The following is a 22,622-nucleotide window of genomic DNA, read 5'->3' on the forward strand; positions in this document are numbered from 1 at the left end:
TAGTTAATGTTAGCTTTGTAAAAGCAAAATATGATTGTAAAATTATGATAGATACTTTCTCGTATAATGTTGTATTAGTATGTTTCATTTAGCATTTTCCAATTACTAATTTATCAATAATTCCCACAAAAAAAAGAGAATATTTAATGAATAGCAAAAAAACTTCTATCATTAAAAATTCTCTTATATTATTGAGCTTGAAATTTTGTTGAAGTTGCTTGTTCAATCAATTCTTTAGCATGCTGAATCGTAACGTCTGTAATTTCTACTCCAGCAATCATTCTTGCGATTTCATTAATTTTTTGATCATTTCGTAACGGCGTAACAGAAGTTTTTGTTCGGTTGCCATCAATTAACTTCGCTATAAATAAATGAGTATCTGCCATAGACGCAACTTGAGGTAAGTGGGTAATACAAAGTACTTGAGAATTAATCGATACCTTATGTATTTTTTCCGCTATCGCTTGCGCTACTCTTCCACTAACACCTGTATCAACTTCATCAAAAATAATTGACGTAATTCCTTGGTGCTTAGTAAATATACTCTTTAAAGCAAGGAACATTCTTGATAGCTCTCCGCCTGATGCAACTTTAGCTAACGGCTTTAAAGGCTCACCTGGATTTGTCGATATATAAAATTCGACAAAATCAAATCCATCTTTTTTAAACTTTACATGTTTATCACCTAATAATGGATCTGTTTCTTGACCTTCTTCTACTTCAAACATAATTTCAAAGGTCGTTTTATCCATATAAAGCTCTTTTAATTCTTTATGTATATCAGCTGTTAATTTAATTGCTAATTCTTTACGTTTATTTGAAAGTAATTTTGCAGCTTCGATTAGTTTATCCGTTACTTGATCTAGTTCTTTTTCTAGCTTCTCTATATGCTTATCTTTATGTTGGATCGTATCTAACTCTTGTTCGATACCTTCAGCGTATTGTAAGATGTCTGCAACGCTATGTCCATACTTCTTTTTAAGAGTAGAGATTTCGCTTAAACGTGTTTCAATTTCATTCAGTCTATTTGGATCATATTCCATTTGTTCAATGGAATCACGTAATCGATAAGATATATCTTCTAATAAATAATAACTACTACTAATACCCTCATGCATTTCCTTAATATCATTATCAATATTTGTAACAGATTCTAAAGAATACATACTTGATCGAACTGAATCTAAACCTGATCCATCCTGTGATAAACTTTGATATGCCTCTACTAATGATTTATAAATGCGTTCAAAATTAGAAATTTTAAGTCTTTCTTCCATCAGCTGATCATCTTCATTTTCCTGTAAATTAGCATTTTGAATTTCTGATAGTTGAAATTGGATTAAATCTAATCTATGCGCCATTTGTTGCTCATTTTCAGTCAATTGCTTTAACTGTTTTTTTAGGGCCATATAGTTATTAAAAATTGATTGATATTCAGTAACTAAAGGATGAATCGCTTTTTCATCATATTGCTGTAACATCGGTAAATGATGTTCTTGGTCCATTAAATCTTGACTCTCATGTTGTCCATGAATATCAACCAAGAGACCACCAATTTCCTTTAAAATAGAAGTTGTCACTAACTTACCATTGATGCGACAAATACTTTTTCCAGTTGAAGTAATATCTCTTTTTAAAATAATCATTTCATCTTCAATGTCAAAACCTAATTCTCTACATCTAGCGTAAATTAAATGATTCTCATTTTCGATATGAAATAAGCCTTCTATTTCTGCTTTATCAGTATCATATCTTACGAATTCTGCAGACCCACGACCACCAAGTAATAGACCGATGGCGTCAATAATAATTGACTTCCCAGCTCCTGTTTCACCACTTAGTACAGTTAAACCCTTTTCAAATGAAATGGCTACTTCCTCAATGATTGCAAAATTTTTAATGATAATTTCAGATAACAATGAGTTTCTCTCCTCTTTTTTAAAACCATTCTCCTATTGAAGCATGTCAATAAATTTTTCTTTTAAATCCTCAGCATCTACAGGTGTACGACAAATAATTAATATCGTATCATCACCACAGATTGTACCCATAATTTCAGCCCAATCTAAATGATCAATTAATGCACCAACAGCATTTGCATTACCCGGTAATGTTTTCATTACGATTAAATGACTAGAACTATCAATTTTAATAAATGAATCAATTAAAAGTCTTTTTAATTTTTGTAATGGATTAAATCGTTGATCCGCAGGTAAGCTATATTTATATCGACCATCTGATAATGGTACTTTTACTAGGTGTAGCTCTTTTATGTCACGAGAAATAGTTGCTTGAGTTACTTTAAAACCTAAATCTCGTAATGATTGTACTAATTCATCTTGTGTTTCGACTTCATTTTTCGCGATAATTTCACGTATTTTTATATGACGCTGACCTTTATTCATAATACACCTCTTTGCAAGTTCCGACAAATATCTTACTTATGTAAGATTATCTTATCTAACTTACTCGTTATTGTATATATTTTTTTAAACGTTTTCATAAAATGCATTTTTTAGTATTTAAATATTAAATACTATTTTTACCGATATCTCCATTTGGAAAAAAGGAGAAAAAGGAAACCAAATAGGTTTCCTTTTTATTATTTGGCCTTCTTCAATTCACTATGTGCTTCATTTACAATTTCCATTGGAGAACGTTTTAGTTCGCTCGTTCCAACTTCTTTTGAACCTTCCCAATGAAGATGAATTAAGAATTCAATATTACCATCTCCACCTGTTATAGGAGAGAAAGTTAATGCTTTAATATCATATCCTTGACGTAGTGAAAAGTCGACCATCATTTCGATTACTTGTTCATGTACTTTCGGTTCGCGTACAATCCCTTTTTTACCAACTTGTTCTCTACCTGCTTCAAATTGTGGTTTGATTAAAGCGACAACATCACTTGAAGGTACTAGTAATGTTTTTAGAACTGGTAAAATTAATCTCAATGAAATAAATGACACGTCGATTGAAGCAAATTGCGGTAGTCCTTCGATTAAATCTTCTGGTTTCACATACCTAAAATTTGTTCTCTCCATAACAATTACGCGTTCATCTTGTCTTAATTTCCATGCAAGTTGATTATATCCAACATCAAGTGCATATGATTTTTTCGCTCCATTTTGAAGTGCACAATCTGTAAAGCCACCTGTTGAAGAACCGATATCAATCATAATTTTATCTTGCACAGATACATCAAATGTGTTTAAAGCTTTCTCTAATTTGAATCCACCACGACTTACATATGGCATTACTTCACCTTTAATTTGCAATGGTAGTTCAATATCAATCTTTTCTCCAGGCTTATCTAATCTTTGTTCATTTGTATAGACAAGACCTGCCATGATCGCTCGTTTAGCTTTTTCGCGTGTTTCGATTAAACCACGATCTACTAGGAGTACGTCTACTCGTTCCTTTTTTGCCATTTATATGTCATCCTCTTATTTATTACAAACCATTTCACGGATTTTTTTAACCGATTCATCTTTTGTTAAATGAATTTCTTCAAGCAATTTATCAACATCACCATGCTCAACAAATAAATCAGGTATACCGATGCGTTCTACACGGACATTTTGAAAATTATTTGAGCTTGCAAATTCTAAGACAGCACTTCCAAACCCACCTTGTAGGACTGCTTCTTCGATTGTTAAAATTGGTTTTCCATCTTTAAAAATATCACTTAACATAGCAGTATCCATCGGTTTAATAAACCTAGCGTTTACTACTTTTACAGAAATATTATCTTTTTCCAATTCATCCGCAGCATCTAGAGCCATTTTAATGGTTGTTCCAAATGTTAGGATTACGGCATCAGTTCCTTCTCTTAAAACTTCCCATGAGCCTATTGGAATTTCTTTTAACTCTTCATCCATTGGTACACCGATTCCATTCCCTCTTGGGAAACGTAATGCAATAGGACCATCATCATATTTAATGGCAGTATTAACCATGTGTTGGCCTTCATTTTCATCTTTAGGCATCATTAATACTAAATTAGGTATATGACGTAGGAATGCAATATCAAATACACCTTGGTGTGTTTCACCATCTGCCCCAACTAACCCTGCACGGTCTATGCCAATAAACACATTTAAATTTTGTCGACAAATATCATGTAGCACTTGGTCATATGCTCTTTGTAGGAATGTAGAGTAAATCGCTAAAAACGGCTTCATCCCCTGTGTCGCTAAACCAGCTGCTACAGTTGCGGCATGTTGTTCAGCAATACCGACATCAAAAATTCGATCAGGTAATAGCGCTTGGAAATTTTCCAATTTTGACCCTACTGGCATTGCAGGTGTAAGCGCAACGATTCGCTCATCATTTAAAGCTAATTTTAAAACCGTATCGCTCACAAGCTTACTCCACGCAGGTGGTGCTTGATTTGGCTTAATTAACTTACCTGATTCAACTTTATAAGGACCAGTGCCATGCCAAGTTCCGATGTCATCACTTTCAGCAGGCTTATAACCTTTTCCTTTTTTCGTTAAAACATGCACTAATACTGGACCTTTAGTTTTCTTTGCATATTCAAGCGTTTCAAATAAATCTTCATAACTATGTCCATCAACTGGGCCAAAATAAGTGAAGCCCATTTCCTCGAAAAACATACCTTGCGTAACTAAATATTTAAGGCTATCTTTTAATTTCTTAGATGTACTTGAAAGTTTATCGCCGATTCCTGGAATTTTTTTGATGACACCTTCAAGTTCACCTTTTGCCCAACGATATTTCCCGGTTGTTCGGAGTCTACCTAAAATGCTATGTAAAGCACCTACGTTAGGTGCGATTGACATTTCATTATCATTCAGTATAACAATGACATCTTTTTGCTCATGACCAATATGGTTCATCGCCTCTAGAGCCATACCGCCTGTTAAAGCACCGTCTCCGATGATTGGAACAATATACTCTCCAGTTTTTTTAATATCTCTTGCAATAGCCATTCCCATCGCAGCAGATAGAGAAGTCGAGCTATGCCCTGTTTCCCATACATCATGTTCACTTTCATTTCGCTTTGGAAAACCACATAATCCTTTAAATTGTCTTAGTGTAGTAAATTCCTTCGCTCGACCAGTTAGTATTTTATGAACATATGATTGATGTCCTACATCCCATAAAAATTTGTCTTTAGGCGAATCAAAGACTTTATGTAATGCTATCGTTAATTCTACAACCCCTAAATTTGGTGCAATATGGCCACCAGTTTCAGAAAGTTGCTGAATAAGAAATTTACGAATTTCTTCACTTAATACTTCTAACTCACCGTTCGTTTTATTTTTTAAAAAACTCGGATTTTCAATTGTCGTAAGATCCATCTTGGATCACTCACCTTCCTAGATGTTAAATCTCTTTAAATAGTTCATTATTATGTAATTTTATCTATAAAATGATTTTACCATACTTGTAGTTAAACGCTAGTTTCAAAAAGACTTACTCTTAACACCATGTATCATAATACCATTTTTATTAAAAACTGTTTAATGTTTTTTATATTTATAGATTAAAATTATCGATATTTTCCATCAAAATGAAAAGAAAGCCGCTAGCACAGATGTGTTAACGGCAAACATTTCTGTATATTTGATTAACAACATTAGCATTTGTTATAAAGTACCTACATTATACATAAATGTATAAATCTATTCAATGGACAGCCATTTCATTACATAATTATAGGTTAAAAACTGCGATTTCCGACAAAATCACAAATTGAGATTAGATAATCATCTTTAATTCCACATGCTCTAACATGTTGTTTAGCTTCTGTAATAAAAGTATGCAGTCTCTCTTTTGCCCCTTCGACTGTGTATAGCTTCACATATGTCGTTTTATCATTTTCGATATCACTACCTACAGGCTTTCCTAAAACTTCTTCGTCGCCAATTACATCTAAAATGTCATCTTGTATTTGAAATGCTATGCCAAGTTTATATGCAAATTGTGTTAGATGTGATAATTGCTCAGCTGAAGCTTTTGAAATAATTGCACCCGCGATAACTGGATACATTAGCATTTTACCCGTTTTTCTTTCATGGATATATTGCAATTCTTCACCACTAAGCTGTTTACTTTCACCTTCCATATCTGCAACCTGACCAGCAACCATCCCTTCAGGACCAGCAGCAATTGCTAATTCACTAATCAATTGTAGCTTCACTGAATTAGATACTTGATTGTCATTCATTTCTGTAATTAATTTGAATGCATATGTCAGTAAACCATCACCTGCTAATACTGCAAGATCTTCACCAAATACTTTATGATTCGTCGGTTTTCCTCTTCGGAAATCATCATCATCCATACAAGGTAAATCATCATGAATTAATGAATAAGTATGAATCATTTCCAAAGCACATGCAGGTTTAATCCCTAGTACTGGGTCATTACCAAATGCATCTAGAGTCGCGAAAAGTAAAAGAGGTCTAATTCGTTTCCCGCCACCTTGTAATGAATAAGACATCGATTCTTTTAATCTCTCTGGGGCTTTTAAACTCTCAATTGATTTAATCATTTCTTCATTAACAAGTCTACTGGAATACTCCATAAATTCCTTGAAAGTGTTCATATTATTCCTCCTCAACAGTAAAAGGAGTTTGCTCACCTTGTTCATTTAAAATCGATGTCATTTGTTTTTCAACTTTTGTAAGCTTTTCTTGACAAACTTGAGACAGTTTTATACCTTCTTGAAAATATTCGATTGCTTTTTCAAGTGGTACATCACCTTGCTCTAGTTTTTGTACAATCGTTTCAATCTCTTTAATTGCTTCTTCAAAAGATAGTTCGTTTTGTGACAATTGCTTTACTCTCCTTTTACTTCAAGTACTTCACAATTTAATTTTCCATCAGTCATTTGTAACTGGAATCGATCTCCGCTTTTTGCTTGGTTAACCGATTTTATCAGTTCATTATTATCTTTATAAGCTAATGAATAACCCCTGGCCATAACCTTTAATGGACTAAGTGCATCAAGTGTATGCACTATTTTTTCCATTTCAAATTTTTTCTGGGTTACAAGTCGATTAAATTCTTTTTGTAAAGTCATATGTAACTGCAAGTGTTTTTGTTTTTCAAGCTGAATTCTATTACTCGGATGATGTATTAGTAATGACGAATTAAGCTCTTTATGTTTATTGATTTTCGATTTCACAATTTCATTTATTGTCGAGTGAAAGCGCTCATTAATTCGATCAAACTGTTCTTGTTTTGGATGTAATAATGAATTTGGATACCTAAAAACATAAGCATCTTGAACTGACTTTAATTGAGCTTTTTTACGTTCGATAATTGTATCTATCGCTTTATTAAGTCTTGTTTCTCTTACTGAAAATTGTTCTAGAATTTCTCTCTGACTTAAAGAAACTAACTCTGCCGCAGCTGTTGGTGTAGGAGCTCGTAAATCGGCAACATAATCAGCTATAGTCGTATCGGTCTCATGCCCAACTGCTGAAATAATTGGAATTTTTGATGTAAAAATAGCTCTTGCGACTTTTTCATCATTAAAAGCCCAAAGCTCCTCAATTGAACCTCCACCTCGCCCGACTATTAAAACATCAATTTCTTTCATTTTATTAGCTGTTTCAATTGATTTCACAACTGATGTAGGGGCACCTTCTCCTTGTACAAGAGTCGGTATTACGACTATTTTACCAATTGGATATCTTCTTTGAATTGTTGTTATTATGTCCCGTACGGCTGCTCCAGTCGGTGAAGTCGCAACCCCGATTACACTAGGAAAAGAAGGAATCTTTTTCTTAAATTTCTGATCAAAGAGTCCTTCTTCTAATAGTTTTTTCTTTAATTGTTCATAAGCTACAAAGAGACCGCCAACCCCATCAGGTTGCATGTCTCTTATGTAGATTTGATAGCTACCAGACCCAGGGTATACATTTATTTCACCTTGAACAATAACCTGCATACCATCAGTTGGTTGAAATGCTATATTAGCATTATAGGATTGAAACATGACCGCCGCAATTCTAGCACCATCATCTTTTAAGGTAAAATAATAATGACCGCTAGATGAATGACGTTTAAAGTTTGAGATTTCTCCACGGAGAAGTATACTTTGTAAATTTCGATCCGCTTGAAACTTTGCTTTTAAATATTTAGTTAATGCGGTAACAGTAACTGGTAGCTTTTCCGTCATGCCTACCCCTTCTTTCATTCTTGCAAAGCAATATGATTAAAGTTTTACACTCAAATTAATGTTATGATCAATTTGAGACGCCGCTTTTAACGTATTATGAAGTAGCATTGTAATTGTCATAGGACCAACTCCACCTGGTACAGGAGTAATAAATCCAGCAATATTTTTTACATCTTCAAAATTTACGTCTCCACACAATTTGCCATTTTCATCTCTATTCATTCCGACGTCAATAACAATTGCACCTTCTTTAACATAATCAGCCGTAATTAATTTTGCTACACCTATAGCAACAATTAGAATATCAGCCTGCTTTGTAATATTTTTAAGATTAGTTGTACGTGAATGTGTATAAGTAACCGTTGCGTTTTCGTTTAAAAATAACTGCCCAACTGGTTTCCCTACAATATTACTACGACCAATAACAACCACATGTTTACCACTAATCGGAATATTTGTATTTTCAATTAATTTTAATATACCAAAAGGAGTACAAGGTAGTAATGAATCTTGATTAGTCATCATTCTTCCAATATTAATTGGATGAAATCCATCAACATCTTTTAATGGAGAAATCGTTTCAATTACTTTCTTTTCAGAGATATGAGCAGGTAGTGGTAACTGAACTAAAATACCATGAATTGCCTGATCATCGTTTAATTTGTTTACAACCGATAATAATTCATCTTCAGAAACTGTCTCAGGTAATTCAATCACTTCAGAATACATACCTAGTTCATTACATGCTTTGTGCTTCGAATTTACATATGTTCTTGAAGCAGAATTATTTCCAACTAAAACAACTGCTAAACCTGGTGTAACACCTTGACTTTTCAATTCAGAAACACCATTTTTTAAACCCTCACGAATAGATACTGAAATTTCTTTACCATTAATTAATGTTGCTACCATTTTAGTTTCCCCCTATGCATATAAACAATTATCTATTTAGAATTTTGATAATACCGCATTGATAAATTTACTAGAATCATCGTCACCGTAAATTTTTGCAATTTCAATCGCTTCATTGATTGCTACACTTTTAGGAACATCCTCTAAGTAATTTAATTCCACTAAAGCAATTCTAAGAATATTACGATCAACATTAGCTAAGCGATCAATCGTCCAACTTTCGACTTTTGAAGCTAACTGTTCGTCAATCACCAATTTATGATCAACATAATTCGTTACGATCGCATCTAAAAATGCATCTTGTTTTTCTTCAGCTTCTTCTAATACATGCTCTAATGCTTCTGTTGCATTTGCCTCACTTAAATCCATTTGAAATAATGTTTGTAATGCAAGTTCCCTTGCTTTTCTACGTTTCATCAAAATAATAAACTCCTTTAAGCTAAATTCATCATTCGTTGCATAGGTTATAACGAATTCTAATTTGTATAGTAACACGTTATTTTACCATTTTTTTTAACAAGTTCCAACGACTGTATTCATTAACTCCAATTTTTATTATTATTAACGTTTCTAAGCAAACTCAATACTATAAACTGTTTTCTACATTTTAACTTAAATTCTCATAAAATAACAGAATAATGTTTGTGTTTTACAAAACTTTTTTACTTTTTATTACTAATAGAAAAGAATTGCGAACCAAAACACGAACATTAAGCGAGTGCAAGGTAAAGAAACTAAGGTCAAGCGGAAACAGAAATGAATAGAAATGAATAAAAATTTTTCTCTTTTAACCTCTTCTTTTCTGTCATACCTGCCATTACTCCCCTAAATACTCCATTCATGTTCTAAAATGCTGTATAAAAACGTGTCTCTCCATCCATCTCTCAGTAATAAATCTTCGCGCATTTTCCCTTCCAAAGTTAGCCCACACTTTTCGAGTACTTTTGCTGATCCAATATTTCTAACATCACATGTTGCAAATACTCGGTGAAGCTTAAATTGTTCAAACCCAAATGAAATGATTTCTTTTGCAGCTTCAGTAGCAAAGCCCTTTCCCCAATAGCTTGGATTAATGATATATCCAATTTCACCGATTAGATTTTTTTCATCCCTAATATTAAACTCAATCGAGCCTATTAGCTCATCTGATTCTTTTTCGATTATTGCCAATGCAAACCTTGTCCTATTTATTTTTTTCTGATCAACAAGTATCGTTCGAACAAATTCCTTTGTATCGTCTTCAGAATTTGGTCCCCATGGCTGAAATTGACATACATCTTTTTGAGATGCATATTTATGTACTTGCTTCCAATCATTTTCTACAAACTCACGTAACATTGTACGATTTGTACTCAAATTTCGAATCATTTTTTCCACCTTTTTCTATTTTATTTACATTTGAATTTTAACATATTTCAGAATTTTAAGATGGAGAGCACTTCATAAAATACGTGTATGAGAATAAGAGATACAAAAGTAAGTGTCACCACGTAAAGCATTTCCTATATTGATTAAAAACTGTTTGATTTTAGATGGCAGATATTGAAGATTTTATGTTGTGGCGGAAATAGGAGGGTATATTGCGTTGGTTTTCATTTGTTTGATGGATAAATGATTCTTATTTATATGGTTTCTACAAAATTTAAGTAGGTTTTGCTAGAATTTAGACCACGCTACCTAATTTGACTATTAAAAGAGCTATTTTTAGTCAATTTCAATTGTGAAATACCCTAACCGGTATAGGTATTATCTTATATTATTTGCGATTCTAGGAATTTAATTGCGGTTTTGCTTAATATATTTGCAGGTTCGAATCTTTTATTTGCACCCAATACATTTTTATTTGCATTTCGGACCTATTTTTTTGCCAGATACACTTTTATTTGCATGCTTACACGCTTTTTTCACCTCGACATTTAATTGGCAGTTTCGGACCTGTTTTTTGCACCAGATACTCTTGTATTCGCATGCTCAACACACTTTTTTCAACTAGACATTTAATTTCAGTTTCGGTCTCCTTATTTGCACCAGATACTCTTTTATTTGCACTCCCACACTCTTGTATCCTCCACGACACTTAATCGCAGTTTCGGTCTCCTCAATTGCACCCTTCAAAGTTTGATCGATTCCTTCTACTTTTTCAATAATTGTTTCAATAAAAAAAGGATGCCCCAAAAAGTCTTAACTTTTGGGACATCCTCTTCTTTTAAATATTAAAGTTCAATTGGAGCTTCTTGCTCAGGTTTCGTATCAAATTGAACTCCTACAACATGAACGTTTACTTCAGATAACTCAAGACCAGTCATTGTTAATAGAGCTTGACGGATATTGTCTTGTACATTACCTGCTACTGTTGGGATTGACTTACCAAATTTAACTAGAATGTATACATCGATTGTAATTCGATCGTCTGATAAATCAACTCGGACACCTTTACCATGATATTTCTTACCGATAATTTCAGAAATACCTGATGCTAGGTTACCACGCATGCTTGAAACACCGTCAACTTCAGCAGCTGCAATACCAGCAATTACTTCGATTACTTCAGGTGCGATTTCTACTCGACCTAATGTCGCAGTACCCATTTCTAAAATTTGATTTTCATTCATACGGATCCCTCCACTTTATCCTTTAACAAGCGCATGCTCCTCAAGGAATTTAGTATTATACTTCCCTTTTACGAAGATTTCATTTTGCAATAAATTTAAATGGAATGGAATTGTTGTGTGAATTCCTTCTACCACAAATTCTTCAAGTGCTCTTATCATTATAGCAATTGCTTCTTCTCTTGTCTTGCCATGTACGATAACTTTCGCAATCATTGAATCATAATATGGCGGAATTGTGTACCCGCTATATACAGCAGAATCGACACGAACATTCGGGCCACCTGGTGGTAAATACGCAACGATTTTACCAGGAGACGGCATAAAATTCTTAGCTGGATTTTCAGCATTTATACGACATTCAATTGACCATCCTTTTAGAGATACGTCTGCTTGTGTCATTTTTAAAGGATGACCTTTAGCAATCAATAATTGTTGCTTAATAAGATCGATACCAGAAATATATTCTGTTACGGGATGTTCAACTTGAATACGAGTGTTCATCTCCATAAAGAAGAAGTTTTTAGTATGTGGCTCATAAATGAACTCAACAGTACCTGCACCCCAATAATTAACTGCTTCAGCTGCACGAACGGCTGCTTGACCCATTTTAGCACGAGTCTCTTCGTCTAATACTGGTGATGGTGCTTCTTCTACTAATTTTTGAAGGCGTCTTTGAATAGTACAGTCACGCTCTCCAAGGTGAATCGTATTACCGTGTTCATCTGCTAAAACTTGAATTTCAACATGTCTAAAATCTGTAATATATCTTTCAAGATATACGCCTGGATTTCCGAATGCAGTTTGAGCTTCTTGTTGGGTAATTTGAATACCTTTTTCTAATTCAGCTTCATCTTTTGCTACACGAATACCTTTACCGCCGCCACCAGCTGTAGCTTTGATAATAACTGGATAACCAATTTCTGCAGCAATTCTTTTACCATCTTCAATACTTTCAATAATACCTTGTGAACCAGGTACAACAGGAACTCCTGCTTCTTTCATTGTTTCACGAGCAACGTCTTTAGTACCCATTTTTGAAATGGAGTCAGCTGTCGGTCCGATGAATTTCACATTACATTCAGTACATAATTCTGCAAAACTAGCATTTTCAGATAAGAAACCATAACCTGGATGGATTCCATCACAACCAGTTAATTTTGCAATACTAATGATGTTCGTCATATTTAAATAACTATCTTTTGATAATTTTGGACCTACACAATAAGCTTCATCAGCCATTTGAACATGTAATGCTTCTTTATCTCCTTCAGAGTAAATAGCAACTGTTTCAATATTTAATTCTTTACATGCTCGAATAATACGAATGGCGATTTCTCCACGATTAGCGATTAAAACCTTTTTCATTTCTTCACCTTCTCTAGTAAAGTACTTTTGATTTTGTAGATACTTAAGCCTTTACCACGAATAATGGTTGACCGTATTCTACTAATTGACCATTTTTAGCAAGTACTTCAACGATTTCGCCTTCAATTTCAGCTTCAATTTCATTGAATAGCTTCATTGCTTCTACGATACATACGATTGAATCATTTTTAATACGATCGCCTATTGATACGTACTCTTTTGCATCAGGAGATGGCGATGCATAGAATGTACCTACCATTGGTGATGTAATCTTATGTAAGTTACTAGTATCTTCTTTTTCTACTACAGGAGCAGCAACTTCTGCAGCTGGTCTTTCTAATGTTGCAACTGGAGCAGCTGTAACAATTGGAGCTACCTCTTGGAGTACAACTGGAGTTGTTTGTGAAACAACAGTTGTTTGTCCACCTTTTTTAATTTTAACGATAGCACCATTATCTTCGAATTCGAATTCATTAATTGTTGATTGATCGATTAACTTAATTAATTCTCTAATTTCATGAATTTTCATTTCTGTTCACCCCTTAAGACATATAGTCTAATCTTATAACCTAATACTAAACTTTTCAACAAATTATTTTAAACAGGCAAATCCCTACTTATTTTTAGCCATTTTACTAGGAATATTTATCATATCATTCCTTATCTAAAATATTTTGGTATAACCTATTATAACAGGGAAAAGGAAAGACAGGAAGGGCACCGAAAATAGAATAGGCAAAAGATTATGGTTATATCTTATATGCTTTTTAGAAAAATTAAAGAGCCAACAGAATAGAATCTGCTGGCTAATATTTCTAATTATTTAACTTGGAATTGTACTACTACTAATTTTTCTCCAAGAACACTTCTTGTCATTTGAATAATATCGTTTGCTGCTTTTCTACTTGCTTTAGATGAAGTTACATCTACTTTTACTTCGTCTTTGTCTGTACGAACTAATGCATCTTTATAACCTGCTTCTTTAATCATTGTTTCTACATCTGATTCTAATGCAGTTAATTTTTGAAGCTCATTCATATTAGTAAATGCTTCACTTTTTTCTTCTGCAGTTGCAGTTGCAGAGTCTACAGTAGCTTTATATTCATCGATTAATTGACTTCTTTGATCTTCTTGTTCCATACGTTGTTTTAGGAATACTTCACTAGTTGAATTTTCTTGAGAAGTAGTTTCTTTATCGTTTTGTTTAGAAGAATCTGATTTCTTAGTGTCTTTAGGAGTTGAATCTAATGAACTTGTATCAGTATTATTATTCATGTCCATAAAACTTGTAGTTTTTAATTTATCAGGCGTTGTGACATAATACACTGATAATACAACAACTAAACTCAACATTGTTAGTAACCAAATTGTTTGTTTTTTCATTTAAATTTTACCTTCTTCCTCTTATTTTTTTGGTAATACAGATACACGATAGCTTGGTACATCAAGTAATCGTGTTACAGCTTCTCGAATCATGCTTTTTACTTCAAGATTATCTGCGCCCTTAGCAATTACAAGTACTCCTCTAATTCTTGGCATTTCAGTTTCGACTACAACAGGTTCTTGTTTATCACCGTTATCTATAATGACTACTTGCTCTTCTTGAGATTGATCATCAATATTTCTTTTCCCGCCTTGTTTATCTGTTTCATCAGTTTCCTGAGTACGATTTGTTTTATTTGTTTGATAAACTTTCTTTTCACTACCTTCAAGGTTTACTTCTACTTTTACATTACTTACACCAGCCATATTATTTAATGTGTCTGTTAACTGTTGCTCATATTTCCTTTCAAATTCTTCTATTTTGCTTGACGATGAATTTCCACCACCACTACCAAGAGTCTCAACAGCATTTTCATTCTTTGGTTTTCCACTAGTTTCAGTCGACATCGGTGAAATCATTGAATTCGTTTTTTGATTTGCATTTGCAAATAGACCACTTGCAAGCATCCAACAAATCCCGAGTCCTAGTAGGGCTAGTACATATTTTCTCGAAAATTTAAATGGACTTTGTCCTTTTTCAGAAGAGGTTTTATCATCGCCATTTCCTTTTAGAAAGTCTGCTAATTTTATTGGTGGAATCTTTTTTTTCATTTGTCATTACTCCCCTCCTTCCATTTTGACTTCAATTTGCTTGTCCTCAAGCTCCCATTTATTTGCTAAAAAAGTTTGTAACTCTTGTTGTTTAATTTTTTCATCGTCTGTCTGCACTGGTTGATCAGTACTGATTGAAACTTCTTGAACAGGTTCTACATTGCTTGTCTCATCTTTCTTCGGACTAACGTAAACGGTTACTTTAGATAGGTCCTGTGCCGTTTTTACTGTATTTACTCCATCTTTTACTTGTAAATCCACGTTTGTAATTACCTGTTCAAATTCTTTCGTAAAGCTTTTTTCAACTTCTTTTTTCATTTGGACAGCCATTTGTTTTAATATATATGCACGTTCTGCTTCTTGTATTTCACTTTTCTTATTATTTATTTCATTTTTTATTTCGCTATCTGCTTGATAAGTTGTAGATTGGTATCCAGCTAGAACTTCTTTAATATTCACTTTAAAAATTTGAAAAATCGGTTGAAGCATCATGACGATTAATAATAGACTCGCAACAAATCGTACATATTTCGCTAAGCCGGAATTTGGAATTAACATCATAATAATCGTTGCAACTAATATATAGACGATAATATTTGATACCCAATGTATAAAGAATTCCATTTTTTCACCTACCTAAACATGACGACAATATTTCCTGCCGCTATTATTAATGTCATACTTAAGAAAAACATTAATGAAACAATCGATAAACAAACAAATAAATACGTTACACTTTTTCCAATCGTATCGATCGTGCTAATGATATTTTTACTACCTACTGGTTGAAGGATTGCAGCTGAGAATTTATAAATTAACGCTAAAACTAGTATTTTAATAGCTGGGAAAACGATGATTGCTAAAAGTGTCACTAAACCTACAATCCCAACTGTATTTTTAAGTAATAAAGACGCACTAATAACTGTATCCGTAACATCAGCAAATACTTTCCCAACAACCGGAATAAAGTTACTTGTCACAAATTTAGCCGTTTTTACAGCTACTCCATCTGTTACTGCAGTCGTCATACCTTGTACACCTAAAACCCCTAAAAAAATAGTTAAAAAGATCCCTAATACACCAACTGCAACATTTCTTATTAAAGCTGCTAATTTTGTCACCTTTAACTCATCATTAATGATGCTTACAATACTTAAAATTGTTGATACAAGAATTAGAGGTAAGACAAAATACGTTACTAGTAATCCGCTTGTATGCATTAAAAATATTAAGATTGGGTGAAAGAAGCCAACGGATATTACGCCACCAGAGGTTGCAATCAAAGCTAGTAAAATAGGGATTAATGCTCTTAAAAAATCGATCATGACTGTAATTGCATCTTGCGTGGCTTGAGTTGCCACATAAAAGCTATTTAAAGCGAAAACTACTAAAACTAGAAAAACTACATTATCTGCAATTTTACTGATTGTACTTTTCTCAAAAGCATTCTGTAATGACTGGAGGAGTGAACTGAAAATGACTAACATAATTAGGATTCCTAATATTTTCCCATTGCTTAATAACTCAAAAAATATATATTTACCAAACGCGATAAACCATTCTTGTATTGAAAATTTCTTTTCTCCCTTTACAAATTGGATAAAGTCACCTTTTTGACTTTCAGGTAAAAAGCCGCCATATTTATTCACAACTTCATCCCAATATTGTTGAACATCATCGATCCCTAGCTTTTGTATTTGTTCATTTACGATTTCAGCAGGTGGAGGAGCAGCTTGTACATATTTTGGTACTAAAAAAAAGAAGGTAAAGAAAAGAAGAAAAACTGTTAATTTTTTGGCCATAATGTCCTCCTTCCCTTACGTTTAAGAAACTTTAGGTAAAAAGCTTAAGATTGTTTCAATCAATGCTGTCAAAATAGGAACTGCAAGTACCAGAATAAGAATTTTACCTCCTAATTCAATTTTGGAAGCGATCGCACCCTGTCCAGCATCTTTTGTAATCTGAACTCCAAACTCAGCTATATATGCAATCCCAATGATTTTTAATAAAGTTTCAACGTAAACATTTTTTATATTTGCTTGATTTGCTAATTTTTGAATTTCATGCAGTAAGTATTGAACCTTATCTAGTAAAAATAAAAATAATACGCAGCTTATAAAAACAGTTATTGCTAAATTGAAATTATTCATCTTAAATTGATTTAATAATAGAATGATAAATGTAGCGCATAATCCTATACCGACAATTTGGATGATTTCCATTACGCTTTCACTCCTAATCTAATGAAATAGAAATACATCCTTAACTTTATTAAAAAGATCACCAGCTTTTGTGATGACTTGTAGAAACACGATAATAAATGCAGTAATAATTGTCCAAGTAGCAAACTCTTCTTGTCCTGCTTTTTTTAAGACTGCGTGGATAATCGCGGCAATTACCCCTATACCTGCTATTTGAAACATTAATGCATAATTTGTAATCAACTTAAACCCCTCCTACAAGAGTAATATAACGATTAAAATACCACTTAAAACGCCAAGCATTTTTGACATCCGTTCATAACTAGCCTGCGAGTCGATCGCTTCTTGTTCTTCTCTTTCTAAATGTTTTAATGCCAAAATAATTTGTTTTTGCTGTGAATATTTATCATGCATTCCAATCGTCTCACCAAACTGTAATAATACTTGGAGATCTGACTCTTTAATGGAGACCGTTTTTGCATATTTCATTAATGAACTTTCCCAGGCCTCTTTTGCTGTCAATGCGCTTGTCTCAAGTTGAGTTGCAAAATCCTGTAAACACCCATTAATCGGTCCTTTTAATTGACTAGAGATTCTTCGAAATGCTTCTTGCAGTGGCAATTGACTATACATAACCTCTGCTTCAAGAGATTGGAGAGCTAGTTTCCAACCTCTTAGTTCTTTTGTTCGTTCTGATAATCGACCTGCAAAATAAAATCCAAGCCAACTTGTTGAAAAGATGATAAAAAGCGCTCCAATCCATCTCATTTAAAGCACCGCCCTAGAATGAAATAAACTAGTGCAATTTTTATTTTTAATATCCGTAACAGTGCCTGGCGAAGGAAAATTCGAAATTTCGATAAATCGTTCAAAAGTACCATTTTGAAATAAAGGTTGTAGTGATGGTCGCTTTTTTATTTCCTCTAACGAGTAACCATGTACTGTTACAATTAATTGAACACCAGCAAAGATGGCCTCTAAAATCGCGTCAACATCCTCTTTTTTGCCTATTTCGTCTACAAGGATGACATGAGGACTCATTGACCTAACAAGCATCATCATCCCCTCAGCCTTTGGACAGGCATCTAATACATCGATTCTTTCACCAAATGTATATTGAGGAACGCCTTTAACTGAACCTGCTATTTCCGATCGTTCGTCAACAATCCCAACCTTACCAGGCCTAATTCCTCTTACTGCATCACCTTGGCTAACAACTCTTGCAAAATCTCTTAGTAATGTTGTCTTACCTGCTTGTGGTGGGCCAATCAGCATTGTATTCTTCCATCTTCCTTCATAAACATACTTAACAAATGGATTAGCTATTCCAACTTTTTCTTTCGCAATCCGAAAATTATAAGAACTAATATCTCGAATCATTTTAACAAGTCCATTTTCAGTAACGACTCGACCAGCAAGCCCGACCCGATGTCCACCTTTTATTGTTATGTAGCCCTTTTTCAATTCTTCTTCAATCGTATAAATTGAAAACTGACTAAGCTTCCCAAGTATTTGGCTACCTTCCTCTTCAGTTAAAATATAAGGAATAAAGTTGGACTCATTATTAGAAATCACCTCAACCGGGCGACCGACCCTTAGCCTTAGCTCTTCTACATAACGAAGGTCACCATAAGAACGCTGTAACTTTTCTTTTAGCAAAGTAGGAATTACATTGAAAACCTCTTCCATGAAGGTCACATCCTATCATTTAAAAACTGCTAATAATATTAAAAACACACCACAAACTACTAAAACTAATCGAATAGGGTCTAATTTAGATGCAACACCTATAATTCCAATTGCCATCGTTGAAATCAGAATAATTGGACCAACAGTGGCCAAAACACTATTTACAGCTAAAGCCTTCTTAATATCGTTCAAATACAATATTGTAAAAGCTGCAATCAATTCCACACTTCCTCCAAAAACCCTAAGCATCCCCATACTCAAAACTGCTCGATCCATCGATTCAATCCAGTCCTTCATAGCTACACACCTTTTTTCAGTCTTTTTATTACTAATATGCTGAACATGTCCATTTCAGAAGACAAACATTAGTTAGAGGACATAAAAAAAGAGAGAAGTTTTCTAACTTCTCTCTTTAAAGTGTTGAATTATCAATTTGTAAAGTAGCGACCAACAGGATCTACTCATTGGATTCCCATTAATTTTTTTAAACTTCGGACCTTTTTACTTACTCATGAACCCTTTATGAGTAACCTTTTTGGGGATTTCCGCTGTTTTACTTACTTATGAGCCCTTTATGAGTAACTTTTTCCGGATTTCCGCTGTATTACTTACTCATGAGCCCTTATGAATAACCTTTTTGGGGATTTCCGTTGTTTTACATACTCACGAACCCCCGCAGGAAACATGACACTCAGGTCTTGCTTACTGAAAAAAGCTAGTATCCTAGTAGTGATAATCCACTGATTTTGCTTTTCAAATATTATTAAAAAACTAGGTAAACAAAAAAGATAATAACCATAATAACCTGCAAAATCGCTTTTGCTAGCGAGCTGCTTATAAAAGAAAGTACTGTAGCCCAGGCAGATTTGATCGATTCTTTCGTATCCTTACCTTGTAATTTTTCAGCTACAAAAACAGAAATAAACGGGACAATGATTAAGCCAAACGGAGGAAAAACAAACGAACCAACGATTACAGCTAAACAGCCTACTCTTTCACCTGTTTTTGTACTACCATATTTTTTAAGAAAATATGCATTCGCTAGAAAATCCGCTAAAAAGATAACTGCTGTAAAAATAACCATTATAATCCAAAAAGACAGATTTAAATTACTTTTATTAATACCAAAATAATATATTAAAAAACCTACCCATAAAACTGGTACACCAGGAATAATTGGTTTGATTAACGCAATAAACGCTAATGCAAAACAAATGATGATCAATGCCCAAAGAACGATTGATGTAACCATTTCATCACCCTTACTTATTTAAATTAGTTAATACGAAAAAGAGACACTTCATAAATAAGTGCCTCCAATTTTTATATTATTAATTAAGCTTTTGAACGTGAAACATAGCTAGCTTCAGTAGTGTTAATAATTAATACTTCACCTTCATTAATGAAGATTGGTACTTGAACTACTAAACCTGTTTCCATAGTAGCTGGTTTTGTAACGTTTGAAGCAGTATCACCTTTGATACCAGGTTCAGTTTCAACTACTTTTAAGTCAACTGTGTTTGGTAATTCAACACCTAAAATTTCACTTTCAAAAGTCATGATATAAACTTCCATATTTTCTTTAAGGAATTTTAATTCACGTTCAATGTTTGCTTCTGGTAATTCAATTTGTTCATAAGACTCATTGTCCATGAATACATGTTGGTTACCATTCGCATATAAGTATTGCATTTTACGGTTTTGAATATGTGCTTTTGCTACTTTTTCACCTGCACGGAATGTTTTTTCTTGAACAGCTCCTGTACGTAGGTTACGAAGTTTTGAACGTACGAATGCAGCACCTTTACCCGGTTTAACGTGTTGGAAGTCAATTACTTGCCAAAGGCCACCGTCAGTTTCAATTGTTAAACCCGTACGAAAATCGTTTACTGAAATCATTAAAATATCCTCCTAAAAAATGAAATGGTCCTAATAATATGTATCGTGTAAAAAAAGAACCATTTCGCTTACCATGAATTTCTTTTACAACTTTATATCATAAAGTAAAATACGCGTTTTGTGTAGTTCTAATTTCTAATCTAATGAAAACTTATAATATGATTAGATTTTTTGGTGAAGACATTAAGTTTTCGTTACCACCAGTTTTAACGATTAAATCGTCTTCTATACGAACTCCACCTAAATTTGGAATGTAAATACCAGGTTCGCAAGTTACGATCATATTTGGCTCTAATACTGTATCAGAACGGAATGAAACTCCAGGTCCCTCATGTACTTCTAGTCCAATACCATGACCTGTACCATGTCCGTAATATTCTCCATAACCTTTTTCTGTAATATAATCACGAGTTAAAGCATCCGCTTCTTTACCTGTAATTCCTGCCTTAATTCCGTTAACACCACGTAATTGAGCTTCAAGAACGATTTCATAAATTTTCTTTAATTCATCTTTAGGCTCACCAACAGATACAGTTCTAGTCATATCTGAAACATAACCTTTATAGTATGCACCAAAGTCTAATGTTACAAAATCACCGATTTCAATTACTTTTTCAGATGCTACACCATGTGGAAGTGCAGAACGAGCACCAGAAGCAACAATTGTATCAAAAGATGATGAAGTTGCACCTAATTTACGCATGAAAAATTCTAATTCATTTGATACTTCTAATTCTGTAACACCTGGACGGATAAATCCTAAAATATGATCAAAAGCAGATTCTGCAACTTTAGCAGCTTCTTTAATAATTGAAATTTCAGCATCAGTTTTAATTAAACGTAATTTTTCAATTAATCCGCTTACTGGAACTAATTCAGCTTTTACAACTTTGCGATATGAACCGAATTCTGTAAATGTAACATAATCTTGTTCAAATCCAAGTTTTGAAACGCCTAATTTTTCAGTTAAAGCAGCAACTTCTGCTGGAATAGAACCTTCATGTTTTACAATCTCATAGCCAACACATTGGCTAGTAGCTTGCTCAATATAACGGAAATCAGTAATGAATAAAGCTTTGTCCTGAGTTATTAAAGCAACACCTGCAGAACCTGTAAAATTCGTCATATAACGTCTGTTGTATGTACTAGTAATTAATAATGCATCTAAACCTTTTTCTACTAAAGTCTCACGTAACTTGTTAATTTTTTCCATTATTTTTCTCTCCCCTACTAATCTTTTGTAACGCACTTAACCCTAAATCATATCCATACACACCTAATCCTACGATTTGTCCTACAGTAACTGCAGCTAAAACTGAAGTATGTCGGAACTCTTCTCTCTTATGTATATTTGAAATGTGTACTTCAATCGTTGGAACAGTAATACTTGCAATTGCATCACGAATTGCATAACTGTAATGAGTAAATGCGCCAGGATTAAAAAGAATCCCATCATATACATTATTTGCCGCATGAAGTTTATCGATTAAATCACCTTCATGATTAGATTGAAAGCAATCAACCGTATCTCCATTTTCATGTGCTAGTGATGATACATGATCCTCAATATCCTTTAATGTAGTTGAACCATAGATAGAAACTTCTCTTTGACCGAGCATATTTAGATTAGGTCCATTTAACAATAAAAACTTAGCCATTTAAAAGTCTCCACCCATCATTTCAGCATATTTAT

26 protein-coding genes are annotated in these 22,622 nt (G+C 33.5%); all 26 read right to left on the minus strand.

All coding sequences use genetic code 11. The features are described 5' to 3' along the window. Positions 1–188 precede the first annotated feature (188 nt). The 26 genes from recN to aroQ all read right to left on the minus strand — a co-directional run bounded on the left by recN (position 189) and on the right by aroQ (position 22,587). Positions 189–1,919, minus strand: coding sequence for a DNA repair protein RecN (gene recN / locus ACFCYN_RS11365; protein ID WP_172443927.1), 1,731 nt, complete (start codon positions 1,917–1,919; stop codon positions 189–191). 33 nt (positions 1,920–1,952) lie between these two features. Further along, on the minus strand, positions 1,953–2,405 hold the full coding sequence (gene ahrC, locus ACFCYN_RS11370) for a transcriptional regulator AhrC/ArgR (protein WP_172443926.1): 453 nt from the start codon (positions 2,403–2,405) through the stop codon (positions 1,953–1,955). Positions 2,406–2,602: 197 nt separating this feature from the next. Further along, positions 2,603–3,430 (minus strand): TlyA family RNA methyltransferase, encoded by an 828-nt coding sequence (locus tag ACFCYN_RS11375; protein WP_172443925.1) that lies wholly within the window; start codon positions 3,428–3,430, stop codon positions 2,603–2,605. A gap of 15 nt (positions 3,431–3,445) precedes the next feature. After that, the gene (gene dxs, locus ACFCYN_RS11380; protein ID WP_172443924.1) at positions 3,446–5,326 is read right to left on the minus strand and encodes a 1-deoxy-D-xylulose-5-phosphate synthase; all 1,881 of its coding nucleotides are present in this window, start codon (positions 5,324–5,326) and stop codon (positions 3,446–3,448) included. 362 nt (positions 5,327–5,688) lie between these two features. Then, complete coding sequence (locus tag ACFCYN_RS11385; RefSeq protein WP_172443923.1) at positions 5,689–6,576, minus strand: polyprenyl synthetase family protein; 888 nt, start codon at positions 6,574–6,576, stop codon at positions 5,689–5,691. Between the two features lies 1 nt (position 6,577). Further along, positions 6,578–6,805: an exodeoxyribonuclease VII small subunit gene (locus ACFCYN_RS11390; RefSeq protein WP_098120083.1), complete on the minus strand. Its 228-nt coding sequence runs from the start codon at positions 6,803–6,805 to the stop codon at positions 6,578–6,580. A 5-nt stretch (positions 6,806–6,810) separates the two neighbouring features. Further along, positions 6,811–8,157 (minus strand): exodeoxyribonuclease VII large subunit, encoded by a 1,347-nt coding sequence (gene xseA, locus ACFCYN_RS11395; RefSeq protein WP_172443922.1) that lies wholly within the window; start codon positions 8,155–8,157, stop codon positions 6,811–6,813. A gap of 36 nt (positions 8,158–8,193) precedes the next feature. After that, positions 8,194–9,069, minus strand: coding sequence for a bifunctional methylenetetrahydrofolate dehydrogenase/methenyltetrahydrofolate cyclohydrolase FolD (gene folD, locus ACFCYN_RS11400; protein ID WP_375949381.1), 876 nt, complete (start codon positions 9,067–9,069; stop codon positions 8,194–8,196). Between the two features lie 36 nt (positions 9,070–9,105). Further along, on the minus strand, positions 9,106–9,486 hold the full coding sequence (gene nusB / locus ACFCYN_RS11405; protein WP_172447575.1) for a transcription antitermination factor NusB: 381 nt from the start codon (positions 9,484–9,486) through the stop codon (positions 9,106–9,108). 408 nt (positions 9,487–9,894) lie between these two features. Continuing rightward, the gene (locus ACFCYN_RS11410) at positions 9,895–10,437 is read right to left on the minus strand and encodes a GNAT family N-acetyltransferase (RefSeq protein ID WP_172443920.1); all 543 of its coding nucleotides are present in this window, start codon (positions 10,435–10,437) and stop codon (positions 9,895–9,897) included. A gap of 845 nt (positions 10,438–11,282) precedes the next feature. Beyond that, positions 11,283–11,681, minus strand: coding sequence for an Asp23/Gls24 family envelope stress response protein (locus ACFCYN_RS11415; RefSeq protein ID WP_172443919.1), 399 nt, complete (start codon positions 11,679–11,681; stop codon positions 11,283–11,285). A gap of 15 nt (positions 11,682–11,696) precedes the next feature. Continuing rightward, positions 11,697–13,046, minus strand: a complete 1,350-nt coding sequence (gene accC, locus ACFCYN_RS11420) for an acetyl-CoA carboxylase biotin carboxylase subunit (protein ID WP_172443918.1) — start codon at positions 13,044–13,046, stop codon at positions 11,697–11,699. Positions 13,047–13,089: 43 nt separating this feature from the next. Continuing rightward, a complete protein-coding gene (accB, locus tag ACFCYN_RS11425) occupies positions 13,090–13,575 on the minus strand; it encodes an acetyl-CoA carboxylase biotin carboxyl carrier protein (RefSeq protein WP_098120077.1) in 486 nt (161 codons plus the stop codon). Between the two features lie 290 nt (positions 13,576–13,865). After that, positions 13,866–14,429: a SpoIIIAH-like family protein gene (locus ACFCYN_RS11430; protein ID WP_172443917.1), complete on the minus strand. Its 564-nt coding sequence runs from the start codon at positions 14,427–14,429 to the stop codon at positions 13,866–13,868. Between the two features lie 21 nt (positions 14,430–14,450). Continuing rightward, positions 14,451–15,140, minus strand: coding sequence for a stage III sporulation protein AG (spoIIIAG, locus tag ACFCYN_RS11435; RefSeq protein ID WP_172443916.1), 690 nt, complete (start codon positions 15,138–15,140; stop codon positions 14,451–14,453). A gap of 6 nt (positions 15,141–15,146) precedes the next feature. Continuing rightward, positions 15,147–15,764 (minus strand): stage III sporulation protein AF, encoded by a 618-nt coding sequence (gene spoIIIAF, locus ACFCYN_RS11440; protein ID WP_172443915.1) that lies wholly within the window; start codon positions 15,762–15,764, stop codon positions 15,147–15,149. A gap of 8 nt (positions 15,765–15,772) precedes the next feature. Then, a complete protein-coding gene (spoIIIAE, locus tag ACFCYN_RS11445; RefSeq protein WP_098120073.1) occupies positions 15,773–16,942 on the minus strand; it encodes a stage III sporulation protein AE in 1,170 nt (389 codons plus the stop codon). 21 nt (positions 16,943–16,963) lie between these two features. Beyond that, complete coding sequence (gene spoIIIAD / locus ACFCYN_RS11450; RefSeq protein ID WP_172443913.1) at positions 16,964–17,362, minus strand: stage III sporulation protein AD; 399 nt, start codon at positions 17,360–17,362, stop codon at positions 16,964–16,966. An 18-nt stretch (positions 17,363–17,380) separates the two neighbouring features. After that, a complete protein-coding gene (spoIIIAC, locus tag ACFCYN_RS11455) occupies positions 17,381–17,584 on the minus strand; it encodes a stage III sporulation protein AC (RefSeq protein ID WP_373604971.1) in 204 nt (67 codons plus the stop codon). Positions 17,585–17,596: 12 nt separating this feature from the next. Then, the gene (gene spoIIIAB / locus ACFCYN_RS11460) at positions 17,597–18,109 is read right to left on the minus strand and encodes a stage III sporulation protein SpoIIIAB (protein WP_098120072.1); all 513 of its coding nucleotides are present in this window, start codon (positions 18,107–18,109) and stop codon (positions 17,597–17,599) included. Beyond that, complete coding sequence (gene spoIIIAA, locus ACFCYN_RS11465) at positions 18,110–19,030, minus strand: stage III sporulation protein AA (protein ID WP_172443912.1); 921 nt, start codon at positions 19,028–19,030, stop codon at positions 18,110–18,112. A 15-nt stretch (positions 19,031–19,045) separates the two neighbouring features. Further along, the gene (locus tag ACFCYN_RS11470; RefSeq protein WP_216854064.1) at positions 19,046–19,327 is read right to left on the minus strand and encodes a YqhV family protein; all 282 of its coding nucleotides are present in this window, start codon (positions 19,325–19,327) and stop codon (positions 19,046–19,048) included. A 466-nt stretch (positions 19,328–19,793) separates the two neighbouring features. Then, positions 19,794–20,282, minus strand: coding sequence for a DUF456 domain-containing protein (locus ACFCYN_RS11475; RefSeq protein ID WP_098171060.1), 489 nt, complete (start codon positions 20,280–20,282; stop codon positions 19,794–19,796). Between the two features lie 83 nt (positions 20,283–20,365). Beyond that, positions 20,366–20,929 (minus strand): elongation factor P, encoded by a 564-nt coding sequence (efp, locus tag ACFCYN_RS11480; RefSeq protein ID WP_172443911.1) that lies wholly within the window; start codon positions 20,927–20,929, stop codon positions 20,366–20,368. Positions 20,930–21,080: 151 nt separating this feature from the next. Beyond that, complete coding sequence (locus tag ACFCYN_RS11485) at positions 21,081–22,142, minus strand: M24 family metallopeptidase (RefSeq protein ID WP_172443910.1); 1,062 nt, start codon at positions 22,140–22,142, stop codon at positions 21,081–21,083. Then, the gene (gene aroQ / locus ACFCYN_RS11490) at positions 22,129–22,587 is read right to left on the minus strand and encodes a type II 3-dehydroquinate dehydratase (RefSeq protein ID WP_172443909.1); all 459 of its coding nucleotides are present in this window, start codon (positions 22,585–22,587) and stop codon (positions 22,129–22,131) included. Before aroQ ends, ACFCYN_RS11485 begins: the two co-directional genes overlap by 14 nt. Positions 22,588–22,622: the final 35 nt, after the last annotated feature.

This window comes from Gottfriedia sp. NPDC056225, assembly GCF_042267765.1.
Classification (GTDB): domain Bacteria; phylum Bacillota; class Bacilli; order Bacillales; family Bacillaceae_G; genus Gottfriedia.

What these genes read in the sequence shown, in the direction of transcription:
- ahrC (WP_172443926.1), bottom strand. Translation starts at nt 2,405, where the DNA reads ATGAATAAAGGTCAGCGTCATATAAAAATACGTGAAATTATCGCGAAA.
- ACFCYN_RS11375 (WP_172443925.1), bottom strand. Translation starts at nt 3,430, where the DNA reads ATGGCAAAAAAGGAACGAGTAGACGTACTCCTAGTAGATCGTGGTTTA.
- dxs (WP_172443924.1), bottom strand. Translation starts at nt 5,326, where the DNA reads ATGGATCTTACGACAATTGAAAATCCGAGTTTTTTAAAAAATAAAACG.
- ACFCYN_RS11385 (WP_172443923.1), bottom strand. Translation starts at nt 6,576, where the DNA reads ATGAACACTTTCAAGGAATTTATGGAGTATTCCAGTAGACTTGTTAAT.
- xseA (WP_172443922.1), bottom strand. Translation starts at nt 8,157, where the DNA reads ATGACGGAAAAGCTACCAGTTACTGTTACCGCATTAACTAAATATTTA.
- folD (WP_375949381.1), bottom strand. Translation starts at nt 9,069, where the DNA reads ATGGTAGCAACATTAATTAATGGTAAAGAAATTTCAGTATCTATTCGT.
- nusB (WP_172447575.1), bottom strand. Translation starts at nt 9,486, where the DNA reads ATGAAACGTAGAAAAGCAAGGGAACTTGCATTACAAACATTATTTCAA.
- ACFCYN_RS11410 (WP_172443920.1), bottom strand. Translation starts at nt 10,437, where the DNA reads ATGATTCGAAATTTGAGTACAAATCGTACAATGTTACGTGAGTTTGTA.
- ACFCYN_RS11415 (WP_172443919.1), bottom strand. Translation starts at nt 11,681, where the DNA reads ATGAATGAAAATCAAATTTTAGAAATGGGTACTGCGACATTAGGTCGA.
- accC (WP_172443918.1), bottom strand. Translation starts at nt 13,046, where the DNA reads ATGAAAAAGGTTTTAATCGCTAATCGTGGAGAAATCGCCATTCGTATT.
- accB (WP_098120077.1), bottom strand. Translation starts at nt 13,575, where the DNA reads ATGAAAATTCATGAAATTAGAGAATTAATTAAGTTAATCGATCAATCA.
- ACFCYN_RS11430 (WP_172443917.1), bottom strand. Translation starts at nt 14,429, where the DNA reads ATGAAAAAACAAACAATTTGGTTACTAACAATGTTGAGTTTAGTTGTT.
- spoIIIAG (WP_172443916.1), bottom strand. Translation starts at nt 15,140, where the DNA reads ATGAAAAAAAAGATTCCACCAATAAAATTAGCAGACTTTCTAAAAGGA.
- spoIIIAF (WP_172443915.1), bottom strand. Translation starts at nt 15,764, where the DNA reads ATGGAATTCTTTATACATTGGGTATCAAATATTATCGTCTATATATTA.
- spoIIIAE (WP_098120073.1), bottom strand. Translation starts at nt 16,942, where the DNA reads ATGGCCAAAAAATTAACAGTTTTTCTTCTTTTCTTTACCTTCTTTTTT.
- spoIIIAD (WP_172443913.1), bottom strand. Translation starts at nt 17,362, where the DNA reads ATGGAAATCATCCAAATTGTCGGTATAGGATTATGCGCTACATTTATC.
- spoIIIAB (WP_098120072.1), bottom strand. Translation starts at nt 18,109, where the DNA reads ATGAGATGGATTGGAGCGCTTTTTATCATCTTTTCAACAAGTTGGCTT.
- spoIIIAA (WP_172443912.1), bottom strand. Translation starts at nt 19,030, where the DNA reads ATGGAAGAGGTTTTCAATGTAATTCCTACTTTGCTAAAAGAAAAGTTA.
- ACFCYN_RS11470 (WP_216854064.1), bottom strand. Translation starts at nt 19,327, where the DNA reads ATGAAGGACTGGATTGAATCGATGGATCGAGCAGTTTTGAGTATGGGG.
- ACFCYN_RS11475 (WP_098171060.1), bottom strand. Translation starts at nt 20,282, where the DNA reads ATGGTTACATCAATCGTTCTTTGGGCATTGATCATCATTTGTTTTGCA.
- efp (WP_172443911.1), bottom strand. Translation starts at nt 20,929, where the DNA reads ATGATTTCAGTAAACGATTTTCGTACGGGTTTAACAATTGAAACTGAC.
- ACFCYN_RS11485 (WP_172443910.1), bottom strand. Translation starts at nt 22,142, where the DNA reads ATGGAAAAAATTAACAAGTTACGTGAGACTTTAGTAGAAAAAGGTTTA.
- aroQ (WP_172443909.1), bottom strand. Translation starts at nt 22,587, where the DNA reads ATGGCTAAGTTTTTATTGTTAAATGGACCTAATCTAAATATGCTCGGT.